This window comes from Viridibacillus sp. FSL E2-0187 (assembly GCF_038006425.1).
In the GTDB taxonomy this organism is placed as follows: domain Bacteria; phylum Bacillota; class Bacilli; order Bacillales_A; family Planococcaceae; genus Viridibacillus; species Viridibacillus arvi.
On record NZ_JBBOVG010000001.1, the window covers coordinates 2,199,769 to 2,217,667 of the forward strand.

Annotated in this window: 23 protein-coding genes and 1 pseudogene; 6 read left to right on the forward strand and 18 right to left on the reverse strand. The window is 32.2% G+C overall.

What is annotated here, in order from left to right; all coding sequences use genetic code 11:
- Positions 1–42: 42 nt before the first annotated feature.
- From MHH85_RS10655 to MHH85_RS10680, 6 genes and pseudogenes are all read right to left on the reverse strand, one after another.
- Entirely contained in the window at positions 43–525 is a 483-nt protein-coding gene (locus tag MHH85_RS10655; protein ID WP_340707027.1) for a CcdC family protein, read from the reverse strand.
- 172 nt (positions 526–697) lie between these two features.
- The gene (locus MHH85_RS10660) at positions 698–1,087 is read right to left on the reverse strand and encodes a VOC family protein (RefSeq protein ID WP_340707028.1); all 390 of its coding nucleotides are present in this window, start codon (positions 1,085–1,087) and stop codon (positions 698–700) included.
- A 96-nt stretch (positions 1,088–1,183) separates the two neighbouring features.
- The gene (locus MHH85_RS10665; RefSeq protein ID WP_340707029.1) at positions 1,184–1,387 is read right to left on the reverse strand and encodes a hypothetical protein; all 204 of its coding nucleotides are present in this window, start codon (positions 1,385–1,387) and stop codon (positions 1,184–1,186) included.
- Positions 1,388–1,569: 182 nt separating this feature from the next.
- A complete protein-coding gene (locus tag MHH85_RS10670) occupies positions 1,570–2,214 on the reverse strand; it encodes an alpha/beta hydrolase (protein ID WP_340707030.1) in 645 nt (214 codons plus the stop codon).
- A 258-nt stretch (positions 2,215–2,472) separates the two neighbouring features.
- Positions 2,473–2,736 (reverse strand): annotated as a pseudogene (locus tag MHH85_RS10675) (cysteine hydrolase family protein); the annotation flags it as partial.
- Complete coding sequence (locus MHH85_RS10680) at positions 2,715–2,882, reverse strand: hypothetical protein (RefSeq protein ID WP_340707031.1); 168 nt, start codon at positions 2,880–2,882, stop codon at positions 2,715–2,717. The gene MHH85_RS10680 and the pseudogene MHH85_RS10675, both read right to left, overlap by 22 nt.
- Before the next feature lie 176 nt (positions 2,883–3,058).
- On the opposite strand from MHH85_RS10680, the gene MHH85_RS10685 reads away from it, so the two are divergent.
- The 4 genes from MHH85_RS10685 (at position 3,059) to MHH85_RS10700 (ending at position 6,436) form a co-directional block, all read left to right on the forward strand.
- A complete protein-coding gene (locus MHH85_RS10685; RefSeq protein ID WP_340707032.1) occupies positions 3,059–3,706 on the forward strand; it encodes a hypothetical protein in 648 nt (215 codons plus the stop codon).
- Positions 3,707–3,931: 225 nt separating this feature from the next.
- The gene (locus MHH85_RS10690; RefSeq protein WP_340707033.1) at positions 3,932–4,861 is read left to right on the forward strand and encodes a helix-turn-helix transcriptional regulator; all 930 of its coding nucleotides are present in this window, start codon (positions 3,932–3,934) and stop codon (positions 4,859–4,861) included.
- A gap of 92 nt (positions 4,862–4,953) precedes the next feature.
- Positions 4,954–5,886 (forward strand): alpha/beta fold hydrolase, encoded by a 933-nt coding sequence (locus MHH85_RS10695; RefSeq protein ID WP_340707034.1) that lies wholly within the window; start codon positions 4,954–4,956, stop codon positions 5,884–5,886.
- 94 nt (positions 5,887–5,980) lie between these two features.
- Positions 5,981–6,436, forward strand: coding sequence for a YdeI/OmpD-associated family protein (locus tag MHH85_RS10700; RefSeq protein ID WP_340707035.1), 456 nt, complete (start codon positions 5,981–5,983; stop codon positions 6,434–6,436).
- A gap of 264 nt (positions 6,437–6,700) precedes the next feature.
- Here the strand turns inward: MHH85_RS10700 and MHH85_RS10705 are convergent, their stop codons facing one another.
- From MHH85_RS10705 to MHH85_RS10740, 9 genes are all read right to left on the reverse strand, one after another.
- Positions 6,701–7,579 carry a DMT family transporter gene (locus MHH85_RS10705; protein ID WP_340707036.1) on the reverse strand — a complete coding sequence of 293 codons (879 nt, stop codon included), beginning with the start codon at positions 7,577–7,579 and terminating at the stop codon, positions 6,701–6,703.
- A 42-nt stretch (positions 7,580–7,621) separates the two neighbouring features.
- On the reverse strand, positions 7,622–8,221 hold the full coding sequence (locus tag MHH85_RS10710; RefSeq protein ID WP_340707037.1) for a TetR/AcrR family transcriptional regulator: 600 nt from the start codon (positions 8,219–8,221) through the stop codon (positions 7,622–7,624).
- Between the two features lie 197 nt (positions 8,222–8,418).
- Positions 8,419–8,886, reverse strand: coding sequence for a GNAT family N-acetyltransferase (locus tag MHH85_RS10715; protein WP_340707038.1), 468 nt, complete (start codon positions 8,884–8,886; stop codon positions 8,419–8,421).
- 333 nt (positions 8,887–9,219) lie between these two features.
- Positions 9,220–9,993 carry an SDR family oxidoreductase gene (locus tag MHH85_RS10720; protein ID WP_340707039.1) on the reverse strand — a complete coding sequence of 258 codons (774 nt, stop codon included), beginning with the start codon at positions 9,991–9,993 and terminating at the stop codon, positions 9,220–9,222.
- Between the two features lie 191 nt (positions 9,994–10,184).
- Positions 10,185–10,442 carry a hypothetical protein gene (locus MHH85_RS10725; RefSeq protein WP_340707040.1) on the reverse strand — a complete coding sequence of 86 codons (258 nt, stop codon included), beginning with the start codon at positions 10,440–10,442 and terminating at the stop codon, positions 10,185–10,187.
- Positions 10,443–10,541: 99 nt separating this feature from the next.
- The gene (locus MHH85_RS22285; protein ID WP_445684111.1) at positions 10,542–10,841 is read right to left on the reverse strand and encodes a TIGR04104 family putative zinc finger protein; all 300 of its coding nucleotides are present in this window, start codon (positions 10,839–10,841) and stop codon (positions 10,542–10,544) included.
- A 185-nt stretch (positions 10,842–11,026) separates the two neighbouring features.
- Entirely contained in the window at positions 11,027–11,512 is a 486-nt protein-coding gene (locus MHH85_RS10730; RefSeq protein WP_340708155.1) for an NUDIX hydrolase, read from the reverse strand.
- A 359-nt stretch (positions 11,513–11,871) separates the two neighbouring features.
- Positions 11,872–12,135 carry an NUDIX hydrolase gene (locus MHH85_RS10735; RefSeq protein WP_340707041.1) on the reverse strand — a complete coding sequence of 88 codons (264 nt, stop codon included), beginning with the start codon at positions 12,133–12,135 and terminating at the stop codon, positions 11,872–11,874.
- Between the two features lie 214 nt (positions 12,136–12,349).
- On the reverse strand, positions 12,350–12,715 hold the full coding sequence (locus tag MHH85_RS10740; RefSeq protein WP_340708156.1) for a cupin domain-containing protein: 366 nt from the start codon (positions 12,713–12,715) through the stop codon (positions 12,350–12,352).
- 370 nt (positions 12,716–13,085) lie between these two features.
- On the opposite strand from MHH85_RS10740, the gene MHH85_RS10745 reads away from it, so the two are divergent.
- Together MHH85_RS10745 and MHH85_RS10750 are read left to right on the forward strand one after the other, a co-directional pair.
- Positions 13,086–13,715 carry a LysE family translocator gene (locus MHH85_RS10745; RefSeq protein ID WP_340707042.1) on the forward strand — a complete coding sequence of 210 codons (630 nt, stop codon included), beginning with the start codon at positions 13,086–13,088 and terminating at the stop codon, positions 13,713–13,715.
- A gap of 490 nt (positions 13,716–14,205) precedes the next feature.
- Positions 14,206–14,598, forward strand: a complete 393-nt coding sequence (locus MHH85_RS10750) for a hypothetical protein (protein WP_340707043.1) — start codon at positions 14,206–14,208, stop codon at positions 14,596–14,598.
- Positions 14,599–14,833: 235 nt separating this feature from the next.
- Here the strand turns inward: MHH85_RS10750 and MHH85_RS10755 are convergent, their stop codons facing one another.
- The 3 genes from MHH85_RS10755 to MHH85_RS10765 form a co-directional block, all read right to left on the reverse strand.
- Positions 14,834–15,208: a DUF3888 domain-containing protein gene (locus MHH85_RS10755; RefSeq protein WP_340707044.1), complete on the reverse strand. Its 375-nt coding sequence runs from the start codon at positions 15,206–15,208 to the stop codon at positions 14,834–14,836.
- 761 nt (positions 15,209–15,969) lie between these two features.
- On the reverse strand, positions 15,970–16,464 hold the full coding sequence (locus MHH85_RS10760) for a GNAT family N-acetyltransferase (protein ID WP_445684125.1): 495 nt from the start codon (positions 16,462–16,464) through the stop codon (positions 15,970–15,972).
- 124 nt (positions 16,465–16,588) lie between these two features.
- Positions 16,589–17,548, reverse strand: a complete 960-nt coding sequence (locus tag MHH85_RS10765; RefSeq protein ID WP_340707046.1) for a phosphotransferase enzyme family protein — start codon at positions 17,546–17,548, stop codon at positions 16,589–16,591.
- Positions 17,549–17,899: the final 351 nt, after the last annotated feature.

Consider the following 17,899-nt stretch of genomic DNA (forward strand, 5'->3'; position numbering starts at 1 on the left):
CTTATTGTTTCATTTGGGAGGGGGTTAAAGATATACGAAGTTCTACAAACTGACTGTACTTTTTAGTTTAAGAACCTTTTTATACTTTATATAGCAAGCTACTCTCCAAGGAATTAAATAACAAATAACAAGTAAGAAAATTAGCATATTGAGTGTACCTGGTTCGATAGTAGAAATATGTTGTCGAAAATAATAACGTAAAGCAATCATAATGGCGAAAGTAATTATAAAAGCAGGACTTTTCTTAGCATAAATTAAACCATCTTTTCGTATTTCATAATCTGACCATAAAATAAGAGGAATAGAAAAACCCACTCCTAATAAAATTGCTATTGATAATTGAAGGTATGTGACGTGCCCAGAAGCGTTTAGAAGAAATGAAAATCCTGGTGTTAAAAATAGAAGAGGAAGAATTAATCGCCCTCCTCTCCCTTTGGTTGGTTTGTACATTGAACGGATTCTACGAACTAAAATGAACAATCCAATAATTAGAAACATAGAAGTAGCTGGTATTCCAGTTTGCATAAAAACCTCCTTGAATTATGTTTTATTATATCTATCATTACATAAATTTCAACTAAAACTATATTTTTCCTTGTACAAATAAAATGCCCTGTTAGCTCAATAAGAAAAAAGAGCTGTTTAAACAGTTCAATGACCTTCAAGTAAAGCACCCTTAGTTCAACAAGCAAAATATTTAAACTCCCAAAATTGTCTTTATACGCTCATTTTCTTCATTCTTATCCAAATATTCAAATAGTCCAATTCGATTTCCCCAAGGGTCAGTGAAAGTTCCCCATTTTGCAGAAACTTCTTCACGGGAGTAAATCTCAAATTCGGCTATTTTCAACTCTTTCACTAGTCTATCTCTTTCAGCTATTATATCAGTTACCCCTAAACGTAAAGGTCCACTTTCTTCTGATGGTGTTCCTTCAGCAACTTGCAACCAGCAACCAGGAATTATTTCCCATTCAGCAAATCCTTCGTGTGGTATGAAATCAGCTTTTTTGCTTAGTAATGCTTCATACCACTTATATCCTTCTTTAAAATCAATTACACGAACTTGATTGGTTATTTCAAAGATCATCTATTTACCTCCTAAAATAGTACATATTATATGTATTCTATAAAGTAAGAAGCAAACCTTCTTATTGAAGTAAAGCACCAGTTAGTTGAATAAGAGTTATTTCTTCTTTCTTGTTTGAATGTATTTTTCCGTCAATAATCCCGCATTAAACACCGATAAAATCATGGTGAAGAAAAATATTACCCGAACGACTGGGTCCCTCTTATCAGCAATAAACTCAATACTAGAAAAATTAACATAAACAAAGCCAAGAGCAACAAATATAGATAAGATAAATTGCCCTTTTAAAGACTTAATCATAAAATTCCCCCTATAAATATTATTGAACTATCCTGCTCCGTTAGTTCAATAAGAAAAAAGAGCTGCCTATGCAACTCAATGATCTTCAAGTAAAGCACCCGATAGTTATAGAAGAAAAAAGAGACGCTTATCCTTGTTCAAGGATATCGCCGATTACAGAAAAACGTAAAAAACCACACTTCCTAGAATTGTTCAATATCAGCTATTACACTTTTCAATACATCAATTGATTCCACGGCGTTTCCGTCATATTCCAAACTATGATTAACATTTAGAATTAACTTTGAGGTGATATTTGGATTTTCTATGACTTTAGAATATCTTTCCTCAGTGTAAAAACTATCTTTATCTCCAATTATGCACAAACCTTTATTCTTACTTCTTACCATTGCACCCAAAACATCTTCCCTTTGTATTAAAGGAGTCAACCAAATTGCTTTTGCATACTTAAAGCATTCTCTGTTCAATTCATAACTCATAGCAATTGTCCCAAGTGATTTTCCAATTAGATAGAAATTTTCATATGTTTTGTTGGTTAAAACATCATCAAAAACAGTTTTTACATCCAATTTAATTGCTTCACTTATTTCTTCAATAGTAAAATCATCATAGACTTTGTTTTTGTATTGATAATTAACTTGCAAAACATCATACGATTTATGTAAAAATACCCCTGTTGAGTAATGAAGAAGAGGTCCCTGCGTGGTATATCCCTCACCTGGTAGTATTATTGCTAAGTGCTTAGAATCTTCATTTCTGCTCAGTATTGTAAAAGGAATATCTAACTCCTTATACCCTTTAACTGTCCGCGTTTTAACATTAAACATTAAAATCCCCCCTGTTTCCCAAATATGTATTTGGTCGTTATTTGCATAACTTAAACTTTCAACGTAGGCCATCTAATTTCCTTTTTTTTCAACAATCTGGCCCGATTGTTTATCACAAGTTAAACAACACTGTTCAACTAACCTGCCCCGTTAGTTCAATAAAGAAATTTCCGCTAGTAGCTGATTTAGTGAAATTTTATTTATATTAGTTTAATTTAATCTTCAAGTATAAAAAATTTAAACTTTGCTTGATTTATACTATTCAACATATTCTTCTATATCCAGTACTTCAATAACTTTAGACCAATGCAAAGCTGTCCCTACGAAATCTCTTACATCCAACCCTTTCATTTCATATGCAGCTTCGTCATTAACGGTTCCTGTAGCATCTTCAATAAATGTGACTTGATAGCCCCTGTCATAGGCTGCTATTGCTGTAAACTGGCAACAAAACTCCGTGTTAAATCCTGTTATAAAAAGATGTTCCACACTCAGTTTCTTTAACTTATCACTAAGTTCTGTAATGCTTTCATATCTCCACCACTTTCATTTGATCCTTCTATTTTGACTAATTCAACATCAATACCTAATTTCCTGCTTATTGCACTAAACTGCCCCGTTAGTTCAATAAGAAAAAAGAGCTGCATATGCAACTCAATGATCTTCAAGTAAAGCACCCGTTAGTTGAATAAGAGTTGTAATATCATTACTAATCAAATTTATCTTTATTTAGAAAATACAATTAAATCATTCAATTACAATTACTTCTCCATCCCTTTCCCGTTTTTTGTAAGAGCCCCTCTTATTGGTTATACTAATTTTATTAGGGAAAGTAGTGTTGAGAATGAAAAGAAAAATCTTATTCGGTCCTGCTGCTATTGTCGTTATACTTATTGCCACACTTGGAGTTCGTGAATATGGGGCTCTTAAATATTCAAGCGACAAAGATGACTCAACAAATAGCAACATTGTAGAAGCATCTGAATCCAAAATTTATTATGCTGAAATCGGAGAATGGGTTTCAAAGATGAACGTATTACTTTCCGAACCGATGAACGACCCAAAATTGAAAAAAGCGAGTAACGATGAAGGTTTCCAGTATTACTTGAAGTCACTAGTAGTCAATGATGAAGCACCAATCCATTTAATTAAAGGAAATAAAGAATTAGAAAAAGATTATATAAATTTGTTCCTTTTAACAAGTTATAAATCTAATAAGCAAGATGCCCGTACGGTACATTTAGATCCTAATGGTGAAGCAATGGAATCAACAGATTTAGTTAATCAATGGGCATCTACTGATAAAAATACGCGTATTGCATTCGAATACATGAAGCAAATTAACAATGATTTAGACTTTGCAATTAATCATAATGGAAAAGGTGAACTATATGGTATGACGCATGTATTGAACACGCGTTTGGCTTCGCAACAAACGAAAAAAAAGCCAGTCCTATTCGCTGTAGGACTGGCTTTCGTGTTGTCTTGCTAAATTTCATAACGTTTCGCACTTAAAGTATATCATGATTTAATTTCTCAATCAAAAGTATTGAGTATTCTTTTATCATACTTGTTACGTAAAAAAAGAACCTCTAAGCATACAAGACTTGAATAATATTTTTGTATATGAAAGATTAGTTCTTTTGAAAAGTTTTTTTAATGTATCATCATATTGTGTAGTGTAGAATGAAAAGAAACCTTATCTAAGGAGAACAAAATGAAAATAGAACGTATGTTAACCATAATTGTGATGTTACTTAATAGAAATCGTGTAACAGCCAATGAATTGGCTCAAAAATTTGAAGTGTCGGTTCGGACTATTTACCGAGATATTGAAACAATCAATCTAGCCGGAATTCCTATCATTTCCCACTCTGGAAACAATGGTGGATTCAGCATTTATGAAAATTATAAATTAAATCATCAAGTACTGACTCTTAATAATCTGTCCTCCCTTCTTTCTGTTCTCAAAGATATTAATTCCACGGTTGACGACATTGAGCTAGAATCATCCATAGAAAAGTTAGAAAATATCATTCCTAAAAACAAGGCAGATGAACTAAAGCTGCATATGGAACAAATCATCATTGATTTACATCCTTTTGGAGAATCTCTAGAACAAAAGTCATTAGTTAAAACGCTAAGAAAATCTATTACACAGACTGATACACTGATGATTGACTACAGAAATTATAATAATATTGTCAGTAAAAGACGAGTTGAACCTATGTCACTCATATTTAAAAATTATACTTGGTACTTATTTGCTTATTGTCTTTCAAAAGAGGATTTCAGAATATTTAAAGTTTCCCGTATAAGTGATTGTTATATCGAAACTCAATCATTTGAACGTCGAGAAAAATCGTATCATGAGATTAGGTCATTATTAAATGAGCAAACAATAATGACAACAATTGTCTTAAAAATTTCCTCTATAATGCAGTCTCGTGTGGAGGATATTTTTAATAAAGAAGATATTTCGGTGTTAGAAACAGGTGATCTTCTTGTTAAAGCTACACTCCCCGAAAAAGAATGGTTGTTCTCTCTCATATTTAGTTTTGGAGAGCATGTAGAGGTCTTAGCTCCAAAAGAAATGCGTGAAGCAATTGCTTCAAAACTCAGATTGATGGCTGAAAAATATCGTTAATTGCGTTTCTCAAAGTTGACAGACTGTTGTCAAATCACCGTGATAATATTGTTGTTGTAAGACACATTTATTTTAATTAGGGGGAACGTTAAATGACAAACAATTATGAATTTCCAACACCAACACTTATCTCAGTTAACGGTGTGAAACTAGAAGTTTTTGAAGCTGGACAAAAAAATTGGGGGCGACCTATCGTTCTGTGCCACGGATGGCCAGAACATGCCTATTCTTGGAGACATCAAGTGACTCCTCTTGTAGAAGCAGGTTATCACGTTATTATTCCCAATCAACGGGGATATGGAGAATCTTCTTGTCCCAAAGAAGTTACAAAATATGATATTAAACATTTAACCGGTGATCTTGTTGCTCTATTGGATCACTATCAGTACAAAGATGCCATTTTTATGGGGCATGATTGGGGTGCAAGTGTTGTTTGGAGCATGGCTTTGCTGCACCCAGAACGTGTTCGTAAAATGATTAACTTATGCTTGCCCTATCAAGTTCGTGGAGAGAAACCTTGGATTGATTATATGGAAGAAGTTTTTGGAGTCGATTACTATTTTGTTCACTTTAACAAACAACCAGGTGTTGCAGATGCTATACTAGATGAAAATTCATCACAATTTCTTAATAACTTATATCGAAAGAATGCTCCATCACAAGTTCCTGGTAAAGGAATGGAAATGATTAAACTAGCTAAAGCAACAAAGCCATTAGGTGAACCTGTTATGAGTGATGAAGATCTTTCTGTTTATATCTCAGGGTTCAATAAGACAGGTTTCACTCCAAGTATCAATTGGTACAGAAATCTAAATCGTAATTGGCATTTATTAGGTGACGTCTCTCCTGTTATTCATCAGCCAACATTGATGGTATATGGCGAGAAAGATATTATTCCGCCACTTCAAAATATAAAAGATTTTGTACCTAATATAGACGTTAAGAGTTTGGACACTGGTCATTGGATTCAAGAAGAAAGACCTGAAGAGCTTAATCAAATGATTTTAAAATGGCTGATAAAATGAGTGAAGCTTTATTTTTTATTAATCAAACAGAATTTATTGATTGGTTAGATATTCATCACCAAACAGCTAGTGAGATTTGGGTAGTTTTTCCAAAATGACCAATAAAGCTAGTCTTACTTGGTCAGAATCAGTAGATTGTGCACTGTCGTTTGGTTGGATTGATGGGATACGAAAAACAGTTGATGAAGATAGCTATAAAATCCGCTTTACTCCAAGTAAGTCTAATAGCCTCTGGAGTAAAGTTAACGTGCAAAAGGTGCATAAATTAATAGAACTTAATCAAATGAAGCCTGAAGGATTGACTATTTTTAATCAAAGAAATGATCAAACAGGTTATTCTTCCGCTAATAGGAACGTTACTTTAATAAAAGAATATGGGGATGAAATTAAAAAAAATCAAAATTCTTGGAAATTCTTTAATCAGCTTCCACCTTCTTGCAAAAGAGATTCTATTTGGTGGGTAATGAGTGCCAAAAAAGAAGAAACTAGGCCAAGAAGATTGAATCGATTAATTGATTCATGGAAAGAGGGAGACATGTTAAGACCGTAGTTTTATCAATTAACAGCATTAATTTATATATACCTGGATTGTTTAGAGAGAAGAATATGTAGCTTTTGAATAAAGTTCGATTAAAAGTAAGTTGCAAACGCTGATTTTATACAGAAAGAAACCAACTGTTTTGAAACAAAGTTTGATCAAAACAGTTGGTTCTTTATTTATCTAGTTTGATTTTTATAATAAAGATTGATTATTTCTGGTTGCAAATCTTCAATTAAAGTACCCGTTAGTTTAAGTACATCCTTTCACAAACTCTCATGATTTTTTGGAATTAACTTTATTTTGCTGTATTAAAAATAAAAAAACCCCTATCAGGACAAAGAATCCACCAACAATTTGTAAGGTGACAATATGTTCACCTAAAAGAATTACTGCTAAAATAGTTGCTCCAATTGGCTCACCTAAGATACTCATAGATATGGTTGTTGTGTTTACATAGTTCAATAAAAAATTATAAATAACGTGCGCGATAGTGGGAAATATTGCTAATAATATAAAGATACCCCACTCTCTTGAATCGTAACTAGTAATAGGAAAACCCAAGAAGAGATTATAGATATTTAATGAGATCGCTGCAAATAAGAAAACGCAGAAACTATATACCCAATGAGAAATACGCTTTACGTTATTTTGTCCAATTAATAAATAACCCACAATTGCTATAACGCTTAAGAAAGATAATATGTCTCCTATAATGACTGATTTATTACTATGTCCGAAATCACCCCACCCTACCATAACTACACCGATGATAGAAATTCCGATAGCTAGGATAGTTGAAATATTGGTTCTTTCTTTGTAGACTAAAAACCCTCCTAATAAAGCGATAATTGGCTGTAAACAAAGAATAATTGTTGAACTAGCTACAGTCGTCAGTTTCAAGGAGCCAAACCATAAAGCAAAATGTAATGCTAAAAAAACACCAGCAATAAATAAAAGTAACCAATCCTTTTTGGATAGCTTTAAAAATTGGTTTCTATATATATATACCATAGGTAATAATAAGACACAGGCTAAATACATTCGATACATACTTAATATTGTAGCCGGTGCGTCCGACCATTTAACAAAGATTGCCGCAAAAGAGATTGCAATGACTGAAATTAAAAGAAGAATTCCAACAGATTTTTTCATATTTCCCCTCCAACTAGTTAATATATATCTCTGTTATCATTTTTAATTCATGCTTTTTCGCAACCCATTAAAATAGATATGCTCTATACCTTCTAAGATTCTATTTATGGTATATCCTTGATGAAGTAGTTGTTCATCCACGTTATTTAATGTTCCTAGGATTGCTTCAACTGTAAACGGAACATCAACATCAAAAATTTCACCATTTTCAACAGCTTCTAACAATAATTCACTACATAGTTTCCGCATCCATTGATAAAGAGGGGATTGAATGGGACGATAGTTTGTAGATGCCCTTGTAACTTCACATATCCAATCAACTCTAAACTCTAGATAAGATACAAACTTTATAATGACTTGATATAGTTTATCTAACGAAGAAAGATTCTCATTAGTATTACTAAGATAATATTGTGTATCATCAATCAATACCTGACATTCTTCACGTACTATATCTGCACAAATATCACTGAGTTTATTATATTGTCTATATAAACTAGCTTGGCCCACTTTTGCAGTTAGAGCAATTTGATGCATATTTACGCTTTCGACACCTTTTTGAATAAATAGCTCCTTAGCAGCGTTTAAAACTTTTCTTTTTGTAATCTCTTTTCTAGGTTTTTTTTCTGGTTTTCCACTCAATTTTCTCTCTCCTAACAATTATCGGACAATTTGTCCGTTTTGGGTATACCTATATTATAATCCTAATTAATTTGAGTCAACTATTTTTTGATTTTAGAATACTCTTCAACTAAACTGCCTCGTTAGTTCAATAAGAAAAGGCTCTACTCCTTATTGAAGTAAAGCACCCGTTAGTTCAATTTGACAAATACTAAATTTTAATTAATAGTTTTGAGCATATTTATCCCCGCTATTTCAAATCCTAGTTCCTCATATAGTTTCCTAGCCCCTTCATTTCTTCCGAAAACATGGAGTTTAAAGTAATAAATCCCTTCCTGTTTTAACCACTCCTCAACATTTTTCATCACTCTAGTTCCGAAACCTTTACCTCTATTTTCTTCAAAAATAAAAATCTCATAAAGAAATGCACTTTTCTTTTCTTTTTCTAACTTTATCCAAATAAATCCAATTAATAGATCATCTTCATAGATATTAAATAAATGATGATTAGAGGTTTCTATTCCTTTAGGCAGTAGGTTATTTAACTGTTTACGCGCTTTAGAAAGGGGGTCTTCGCTGTTTACTTCATGTACATTTTCCGATAAAAAATAGCTATATCTCTCAACCTTATCTTCGAAATAAATTGTAAATTCTTTTTCTGACATTTTCTTTAATAAAATGTTCATTTTACTCTCCTATATTAAATGACTTGTATAAAAATATTGATCAAACTGACCTTTAGTATATTCAATTGAATATCCTCATAATTCTGACTATATTTTACCATTAATATTAATTCATTTGTGGAGTATTACTCCACAATCTGGCCCGATTGCTGAACAACACTCTTCAACTAAACTGCCTCGTTAGTTCAATAAGAAAAAAAGAGCTGCATTTGCAACTCAATGATCTTCAAGTAAAGCTCCCGTTAGTTTAAGTACAATGTTTCACAAATTGATAACTTCCTTGGAATTTAATACAACAAAAAGGTTCTAAAACCAAAGCCTTTTTAATTAGATTTACCTTTTAAATCCACCTTCTGAATGAATAATCTGACCTGTAATCCAATCTGCTTCATCGCTCACTAGAAATTTAATAGTTTTTGCAACATCTCTCGGTTTTCCTATTCTACCGAAAGGAAACATCGGTTTTAATTCATTTTTTATTTCTTCTGTCATCCAACCTGTATCAGTTGGACCTGGATTTAATGCATTAACCGTTATTCCTAAAGGGGCTAGTTCAGCCGACAACGTAATAGTTAAAGCATCAACTGCTCCTTTTGTTGTTGCATATGCTAATTCGCCAGGCATTGGTCCTTGAAACTGACCTGAAGTAATATTGACTATTCTTCCACCTGATTTCTTATCAAATCTTTGAGCAAATCTACTACTTAATAGTGTCGTTGCACGCACATTTACCATGTAATGTTTATCTAATTCTTCGGCAGTTAAATTAGAAAAATCGTTGTTAGTTGAATATGCTGCGTTATTAATCAAGATATCAGGACTACCAAGTTGTTCAGAAACTTTATTTAGAAGTTGTTCATGTGCATCATGTTGAGTTAAATCCAACTCCATAAATGATACCTTAATACCTTTTTTTATTAATTCTTCTTTTAATTTTACGGGTTCATCTATTTCAATGCTCCAAGGCATTTTTTTATCATATTCCGTCCAAAAAGTGAAAAATATATGATAACCCGAATCAGCTAACTCCTTACAAATAGCAGCTCCAATCCCTTTCAGACGGCTTACACCCGTAACAATCGCAACTTTCCCTTTTAAATGGTCCATTATCATCTCTCCCATACCTAATATTACTTCACCATTATTAACCAAATTACTTATTGAACTAAACTGCTCCGTTAGTTTAAACGTAACATTTCACAATGGAACACCGAAGCCTACTTGATGTTTTAGACGTAAAAATAGACCATCGAAATGATGGTCTTGTTTAACTAAAGCTCCCCGTTAGTTGAAGTAATCTAACGTTTTTTTTGCCAATAATAAAATGATATAGAAAAGGTACTGATAGACAAAATTAAGAAGCTAATACCTATAATCATTGGAACATACATAAAAGCATTTATTAAATTTTCTGAAGTTGACCACGATGAAGCATTACCAGGTCTTGAAAAAAATATTGCATTATTTTCCCCGTTAGCCCCAAATATTAAAAACAAAAACCCTAATAAGAAAAAGCCAACAGGAATTCCAAACGGTTTTAAATTTTTATTTTCCAAAACCCCTCACACCCTTCGCCTAAATCATACTATTTTTCACAACGAAATTACTTAACTAACCTGCCCAGTTAGAACAAGAAGCGATTGACATAAATATATTTAGTATTCCGAATTGTACTCCGCAAAAAAAGGAAGTAACAAAAACAAAAAAACACCATATATAATTATTATTGAAAAAGTATAAGAAATGGATAACGATAATTGAGTTGATATTATAAAGCCAAATATCCACAATGGTATAACTGACAAGAAAGACAATATAACCCTTGAAAAGAATATTATCCTATGCTCCGTGCCACATTGATTGCATTGAATAGGTCTGTGTGCTAAAAAAAGAGATTTTAAGATTATACTCCATTTAAATTGAATATTACATTTATCACATTTCTGTAAACTCATATATTCATCGCCTCCTATGTAAGAATCATTACAACAATCTTACCAGTTTTACCGTTTAAGTTGGGTTTAATATACAATTCACATTTCAACTAATCTGCCCCGTTAGTTCTATAAAGAAAAAAAGAACTGCATTTGCAACTCAATAATCTTCAAGTAAAACACCCATTAGTTGAATAAGAAAACATTTATATTAATACTTTCCAATCTTTATATATATCAGCATCTATCCCTAAATCCTTTGTCTTTAACCAATCAAACGCTTTTAAAACTAATGGTGAAGCATTATCTAAAGAAACATCTTTTTCGGATACCCATACGGCTCCCAATGAGTCTTGTCCTTCAAATTGTTCTGGTAATTTTATTTTTCCACCAATTTTTCTAACTGAATAATAGACCGCAATATGATGAACATTCGTAAACTCTTTCCACAACCAAGGTAGTTTAAAATCCATAACTCCAATGTTTTCCACGATTTCAATTTCGATACCCGTTTCTTCAAGGAACTCTCTTTTCATTGCTTCTGATAAAGTTTCACCTTCTTCTAAACTTCCTCCAGGCAAGTCAAAACGCTTTATATATGGACCTCCATTTTTATTTATTACTAAGAGTTTATCACCGTCAACATAAATGCCGTAAACTCCTAAAGCTCTGTGATATTTGATATTAGATATTAGATATAATGATCTTACCTCCTAATAACTTTTTTCTTTGTTAAATTTAACTCTTCTTTTAGTTTAATAACTTCAACAAAAAAATGCGTTAATCCTTCTTGAACTAAACTGCCCCTTTAGTTCAGGAAGAAAAAAAGCCACCTAAGCAGTTATTTCATAATAGTTGAGCAAGGAATACAATTTTTATCTTAACCAATCCAATTGTATCGCTCGCTCTTTAGCGATATCTAGAATCTGTATCCTAGACTCATTTCCTAATTCTACTTTAGAAATTATTTGTTTAGCAGTTTCAAAATTAGAGATTACATACCCTGATTTTTCAAAATCGAATGTATAAGGTAGAAATTTTACAGCCTTTACTAAAAACCACACTGTATATGTATCGGATGTTTGCCAATACCACGATGCAAATGGAATCCTCTTAGAATACCTACCTCTTCCATAGCTTCACGTTCAAGTGCTTCATCAATGCTTTCGTTCTCTTCAATTCTTCCACCAATAGTCGTTAAGAGCTTTTCTTCTTTATCCCATGCCAAAACAATTGTTCCGTTTTCCGTTATAGGAATACAATGTACACCTGCAATTCTTTTATCTTCAGGTAAATCAATTATCGTATTTAACATAGTCGGTTCCCCATTTCCTACAAAGTCCTTTTGTTATCTCGCCTAGGGACATCCTTTTTCCTTTTAACTACAACAGCATTCTGTTATTGAACTAACCTGCCCCGTTAGTTCAATAGGAAAAGCGATTCTTATTAAAGAATCGCTGCTCCTGATTGCGGAAAATAAGAAACTTTCTATTAGTCGTTGTTCCAAAGAAAGTAACTGAATTATTGGTTCAAATCCATATATCATTTTCAGCAGTTAATTTATAATTAGTTTCACCAGTGTTGACTACACCTTTAGGCTCTACAAGCATTATATGACATTCCTTTTCAGCGTAAGGTTTATGCTCTACACCTTTTGGTATCACGTACATTTCTCCTTTGGAAAGTTTAACCGTTCCATCGCGGAATGAGATGGACATCTCCCCGTCTATCACTATGAATGCCTCATCGGTGTCTTTATGATCATGCCATACAAAATCCCCAATAATCTTAACTAACTTAAACTGATAGTCATTCATTTCACCAATAACTTTGGGCGACCAGTGTTCACTAAATTTGGAAAATTTCTCAGTTAGATTAATAGCATTATAATTTATACAAATTCCCCCAGAACTATAATTACCCATATTATACAACTTAGATAGATTAATTACTATTTTGATAAATATCACAAAATTTTCTACTAATCCTTCTTTAACTAAACTGCCCCGTTAGTTCAATAAGAAAAGGCTCTACTCCTTATTGAAGTAAAGCACCCGTTAGTTTAAGTGCGATTCTTCACAAATTCTTAGATATTCACAATTAAAAGCGACTTACACCATATTTATTAATCCTCAAAATGTTCAGTAGATCACTCATCATTTTAAACTTTTTTTTTGCTGTTCCATCTAAAAAAAGCTTTTATTTTTCTTTCATTTACTTTAACATCGATAAGGGCACCCCAAAAAAAAGAGTTAGAGGTGCTAAATGTACGGTATTATTAATTATGAAATGTTTTTATTAACTGGGATTTTATTGAATCTAATCCCTGGTGCGGACACTATGTATATTGTTGGTAGAAGTATTTCACAAGGTAGAAGAGCTGGTATTTATTCTGTGTTTGGTATTATTACTGGCTCCTTAGTTCATACGTTATTAGTTTCTTTTGGTTTATCACTCATACTTACAAAATCTATTGTATTATTTAATACCATTAAGATTATTGGTGTTATCTATCTCGTTTATTTAGGAATTAAAATGATACTTGATAAATCAAACATAGGTTTTGAAGCGTCATCAACTAAATTAAACTTAAGAAGAATTTATATACAAGGACTTTTAACAAGTCTAACGAATCCCAAAGTTTCGTTATTTTTTATTGCTTTTCTTCCGCAGTTTATAGATGTTAAAGCATCAGGTCCTATTCCTTTCTTAATATTAGGGATTACTTTTACTACAACTGGACTACTGTGGTGTTTATTTGTTGCTTATTTCTCTTCTTACATTACTAAAAAACTAAGAGGAAACCAAAAGGTGGGAATAGTCCTGAATAAGATAACAGGAATAATATTTATTTGTATGGGGTTAAAGCTACTTCAAACTAAAGCTCCCCATTAAACTTGTAAAATAAAACAATGCCCCCAAATAAAAAGTCCTTTCAAATTTGAAGGGACTTTTTCTTAATTAATATTAGTTCTTTTACTGCACAATATCTTTCAGATATTCATTCAATGTAGTGATAAAATTTAGAATTCGGCATTGGTATATCTATTTAAAGTAACCTTTTTCTTCAACTAAACTGCCCCTTTAGTTGAAGAAAAAAAGAGCTGTGTAATGTCTAAACAGCTCAATAATCTTCAAGTAAAGTGCTCGATTGCTGAAGAAAGTTCTAGAATTTTAATATGAAATTACTTCTTGAATCTGGTCATGAATATTTCCCTTACTTAACCCTCCGTGGTAACAAGCTTGCTGTTAGTCTCACTAACTCGTAAGAGTTAGGCAAGTTTCCTGTTTGTATAGACAGCCCATGTCATAAGAGTTTTCTTTCTTTATGACAAAAGGTGTATAATAGTATGAAGAAATTTTATATTATCGGAGGGTAATAAAAATGAAGATTTTGTTTGATGAAACATACAGTTCAAATGACGGAAAGCGAACAAGCAGGAATATTTGGTATGGATATGCTGATATATCTGATGTTGGTGAGTATGGAAAAAACATTAAGCTTAATGAAGATTTTATGGATAATTTATGCGAAATAATAAAAAATGACTTATCTAAGAATGCAGCAAATGCCCCTACTGAAACTAACTGGTATTTCTATGGAAGTGCTGTAACTCAGGACGCTATTGGAGACAATATCCGTCCGACAATTATGGTTCGTGAGCGATCTGACGAGTTTATTACTAATTTTAATATCAGTGACCACGATTTTGCTGTAAAAATTGATACTATTCTGTTGTTTAAGGCGGATTTTGAAAAACGTTTAGCGCGTCATTGATGAGTAATATCAGTATAAGCATTTTCAAACTTTAAGGGGATGATTTCATAATGAATTCATTCTCCTTTTTCATGTGGGGTGAGTCTTTTTGTGTGGAGGATAAGGACTTTTAAAAATACAGATGGTGAATAATTACACTTAAAATAAACTGCCCGTTAGTTCAATAAAGAAAGTTGCGCTGCATATGTAACTCAATGATCTTCAAGTAAAGCACCCGTTAGTTTAACAAGCTAATTCAAGGATATGTTTTCAAATGTTTAAAACTTATTAATTCACCATGTGTATTTATCACAACTTTATCTTCCCCATATCCATTATGAGCACCATAGTAAGGATACACTTTCAACGTTATCTCATATAATCCACCAATTCCATATACCTGCTTTATCTTTAGGATATTAGTTTGCGAAGAAGCCCAGGTAAGACCTTCTGGTGCATTTTTGTCATTCTTATAAATTTGAGAAATTGCTTTATCTACTGGTCCTCTATTGCTACTTATAAGTGCCATTTTAACCGTTTCGCATAATTCCGTATCAGCCTCATTTATAGTTTTTGCGTATAATACCTCATTACTGCTAAACAAAAATAGTAATAAAATTAACGGAAACACTTTTTTTTCAAACTAATCACCTCTTTATAAGTATTCCCAAAGAGCTTGTTTTATTCAATTAAACTGCCCCGTTAGTTCAATAAGAAAAAGGCTCTACTCCGTATTGAAGTAAAGCTCCTCGTTAGTTGAAGTATGATTCTTTACGAATTCTTGGAAATTCGTAATAAGTAGTGGATTACCTTATTTATTAATTTTCAATATTGTTCAGTAAACAATATTGAAAATTAATAATGCAAATTGTTTTATTTAGTAACCTATCGTATAATTTAATTAACAAATATTAGGAGGTGCAACAATGAGTTTATTTGCAGCTCTTACCCTTGCTATGGCTGCTTCGGCCAATGCTGTTACTAATGACCTGAAGATTAAGAAATTAGAAAAATGTATTGAGGAACTTGAAAAAAATTAATAGAATTAAGTCTTTTGTACACACATATATTTTTATCGGTATATTAAATAAACTAAATAACCTATATATGCAGATGGGAAATCCAATCTTTTTTACTGCACAAAATCTTTCAGAAAATCAATCAATATAGAGATGAAATTTAAAATTCCACTTTGGTAAATCTGTTTAAAGAAACCCTCTTCTTCAACAAACCTGCCCCGTTAGATTAAGTGTAACATTTCACAATAGACAGCCGAAATTTACTTAATGTTATGGACGTAAAAATGGACCCGTTAGTTGAAGAAGAAAAGTGAAGCTTATTCAACAATCGCACCCTTTTCTGGAATAATAGCTAATGAGTTACTAATATTCATCACGCTTTATTTTTGTATGCAACTTGAACGATTTGTTGTTCACCATTCTTCTCAAAAAACTTATAAGTTTCCATCCCGATTTTTTCCGCAACTTTTTGTGATGGAATATTTTTTAAGGTCGTATATGAAAATATTTCGGAATAGCCCAGAACATTAAATGCATATTCCTTACAAGCAGACGCTGCTTCTGTGGCATATCCCTTATTCCAATACTCTTTAATAATGTGAAACCCGATTTCGGGTAACCTAACACCATCGATTTTCTGCATTGTTATTCCACAATCACCGATAAATGTATTCCCTTCTTTTAAAACAACTGCCCATAGTCCGTGATTAAATTGCTTATAATTTTTCTCATTCCATTTGATCCAATTCTTAAGCTCTTCTTGTTTAAATGGATGAGGGTAATATTGCATAGACTCTGGGTCGGAAAGCACTTTCGATAATTCGTTATGATCGTCCATTTTTAACTCTCTAAGGTATAATCGTTCCATCTCGATTTTCTTCAAAATGCCCACCCTTTGCTTTTAATTTTTTTTGCCGCAAAATGGCCTATTGCTGAAAAAGGCACAATTCATCTTCAAGAATTGCACTCGTTTGCGGAAGATTAAGTTTAGTTTAGTTTAATAACAAACCGTTTGTGTCAAGGAAAGAATGATCTTTTTCAATTCTCATTCTAAAATGGTTCATTATTCTTATCTGTTCTTCAGTTAACCTTTCTTTATTCCAGTACATATGCATTAAGCTATACTCAAAGACTTCTTTTAGTTTTATAAATAAGGGGAGTTTTTCCAACATTTCCTTTGGGAGATCGTTTTCCTCTTGGTATCCCTCGATGATTGCTTTTGTAATACCTCTTCCATATTCAATGATGTTCCCACCACCCACAAATGAATACTCTATCGCACTATAAATTGGAACAGCTAAATCAAAGATATAAAAATTCTTCTCACAATCTTGAAAATCAACCATTGACAGTTTTAAATCATGATCTACCAATATATTCTCTAACCATAAGTCACCGTGTAACAATCCATAATTGGAATTGTCTTTTGGGATGTTTTTAATCTTTGTTAAAATTCCTTGTGCAACAGCTCTAATCGTAGTCTCTTCCTCAGGAATATATTTCAAGAAAGCATATTCCTCATTTTGATACCAATCATTGATATATCTAGTCGGATTTATCTCTTCAAATTTTCTAGAGAGGCGATGTAATTTACCAATTTGCCTGCCTAACTCTTTTAAAACATATGCATTCCATTGATTTCTTGATAAGTGTTTACCAGCAGCAGATTCATAAAGAACAGTTAATACTTCCTTGTTATTAAAGGTTATCTTTTCTACCTCTTTACCATTTATTGAAACTATTGCAGGCGATACACCTAGTCCTTCTTTATGTAGGTAGTTTGTATATGTAACCTCTTCTAATTGTTCATCATAACCTTTGTAGTTTGTAATTCTTGCAAAGTATTCACCTTGTTTTGCGGTGCACCGAAACATTTCATTTGTTACTGCTTCAATTTTAATAAAATCCACTGGATATATTCCGTTGAGCAATTGTAGTATGTTTTGTTCCATAACAGCTATCTCCCGTCTAAATAAGTATATTATTTTTAACCAAGTTTTTTCGTTTTTACTTCGCTAATGGTTTAAGTTTAACTAGTTACAGATAATATGTAAACTATATAACAAATTATCCAATTTATGTTTAAATGCAATATTCCATTAAATGGCCCGATTGTTGAACACAAGTTAATCAACGCTATTGAACTAACCTGCTCCGATAGTTCAAAAAAGAAAAAAGAGCTGCATATGCAACTCAATAATCTTCAAGTAAAGCACCCGTTAGTTTAAGTGTAACTCTTCACAATTACTTGATATTATATAGGTAAGTAGAAATATAAATATAAATTAGAATTTAGTTTATAG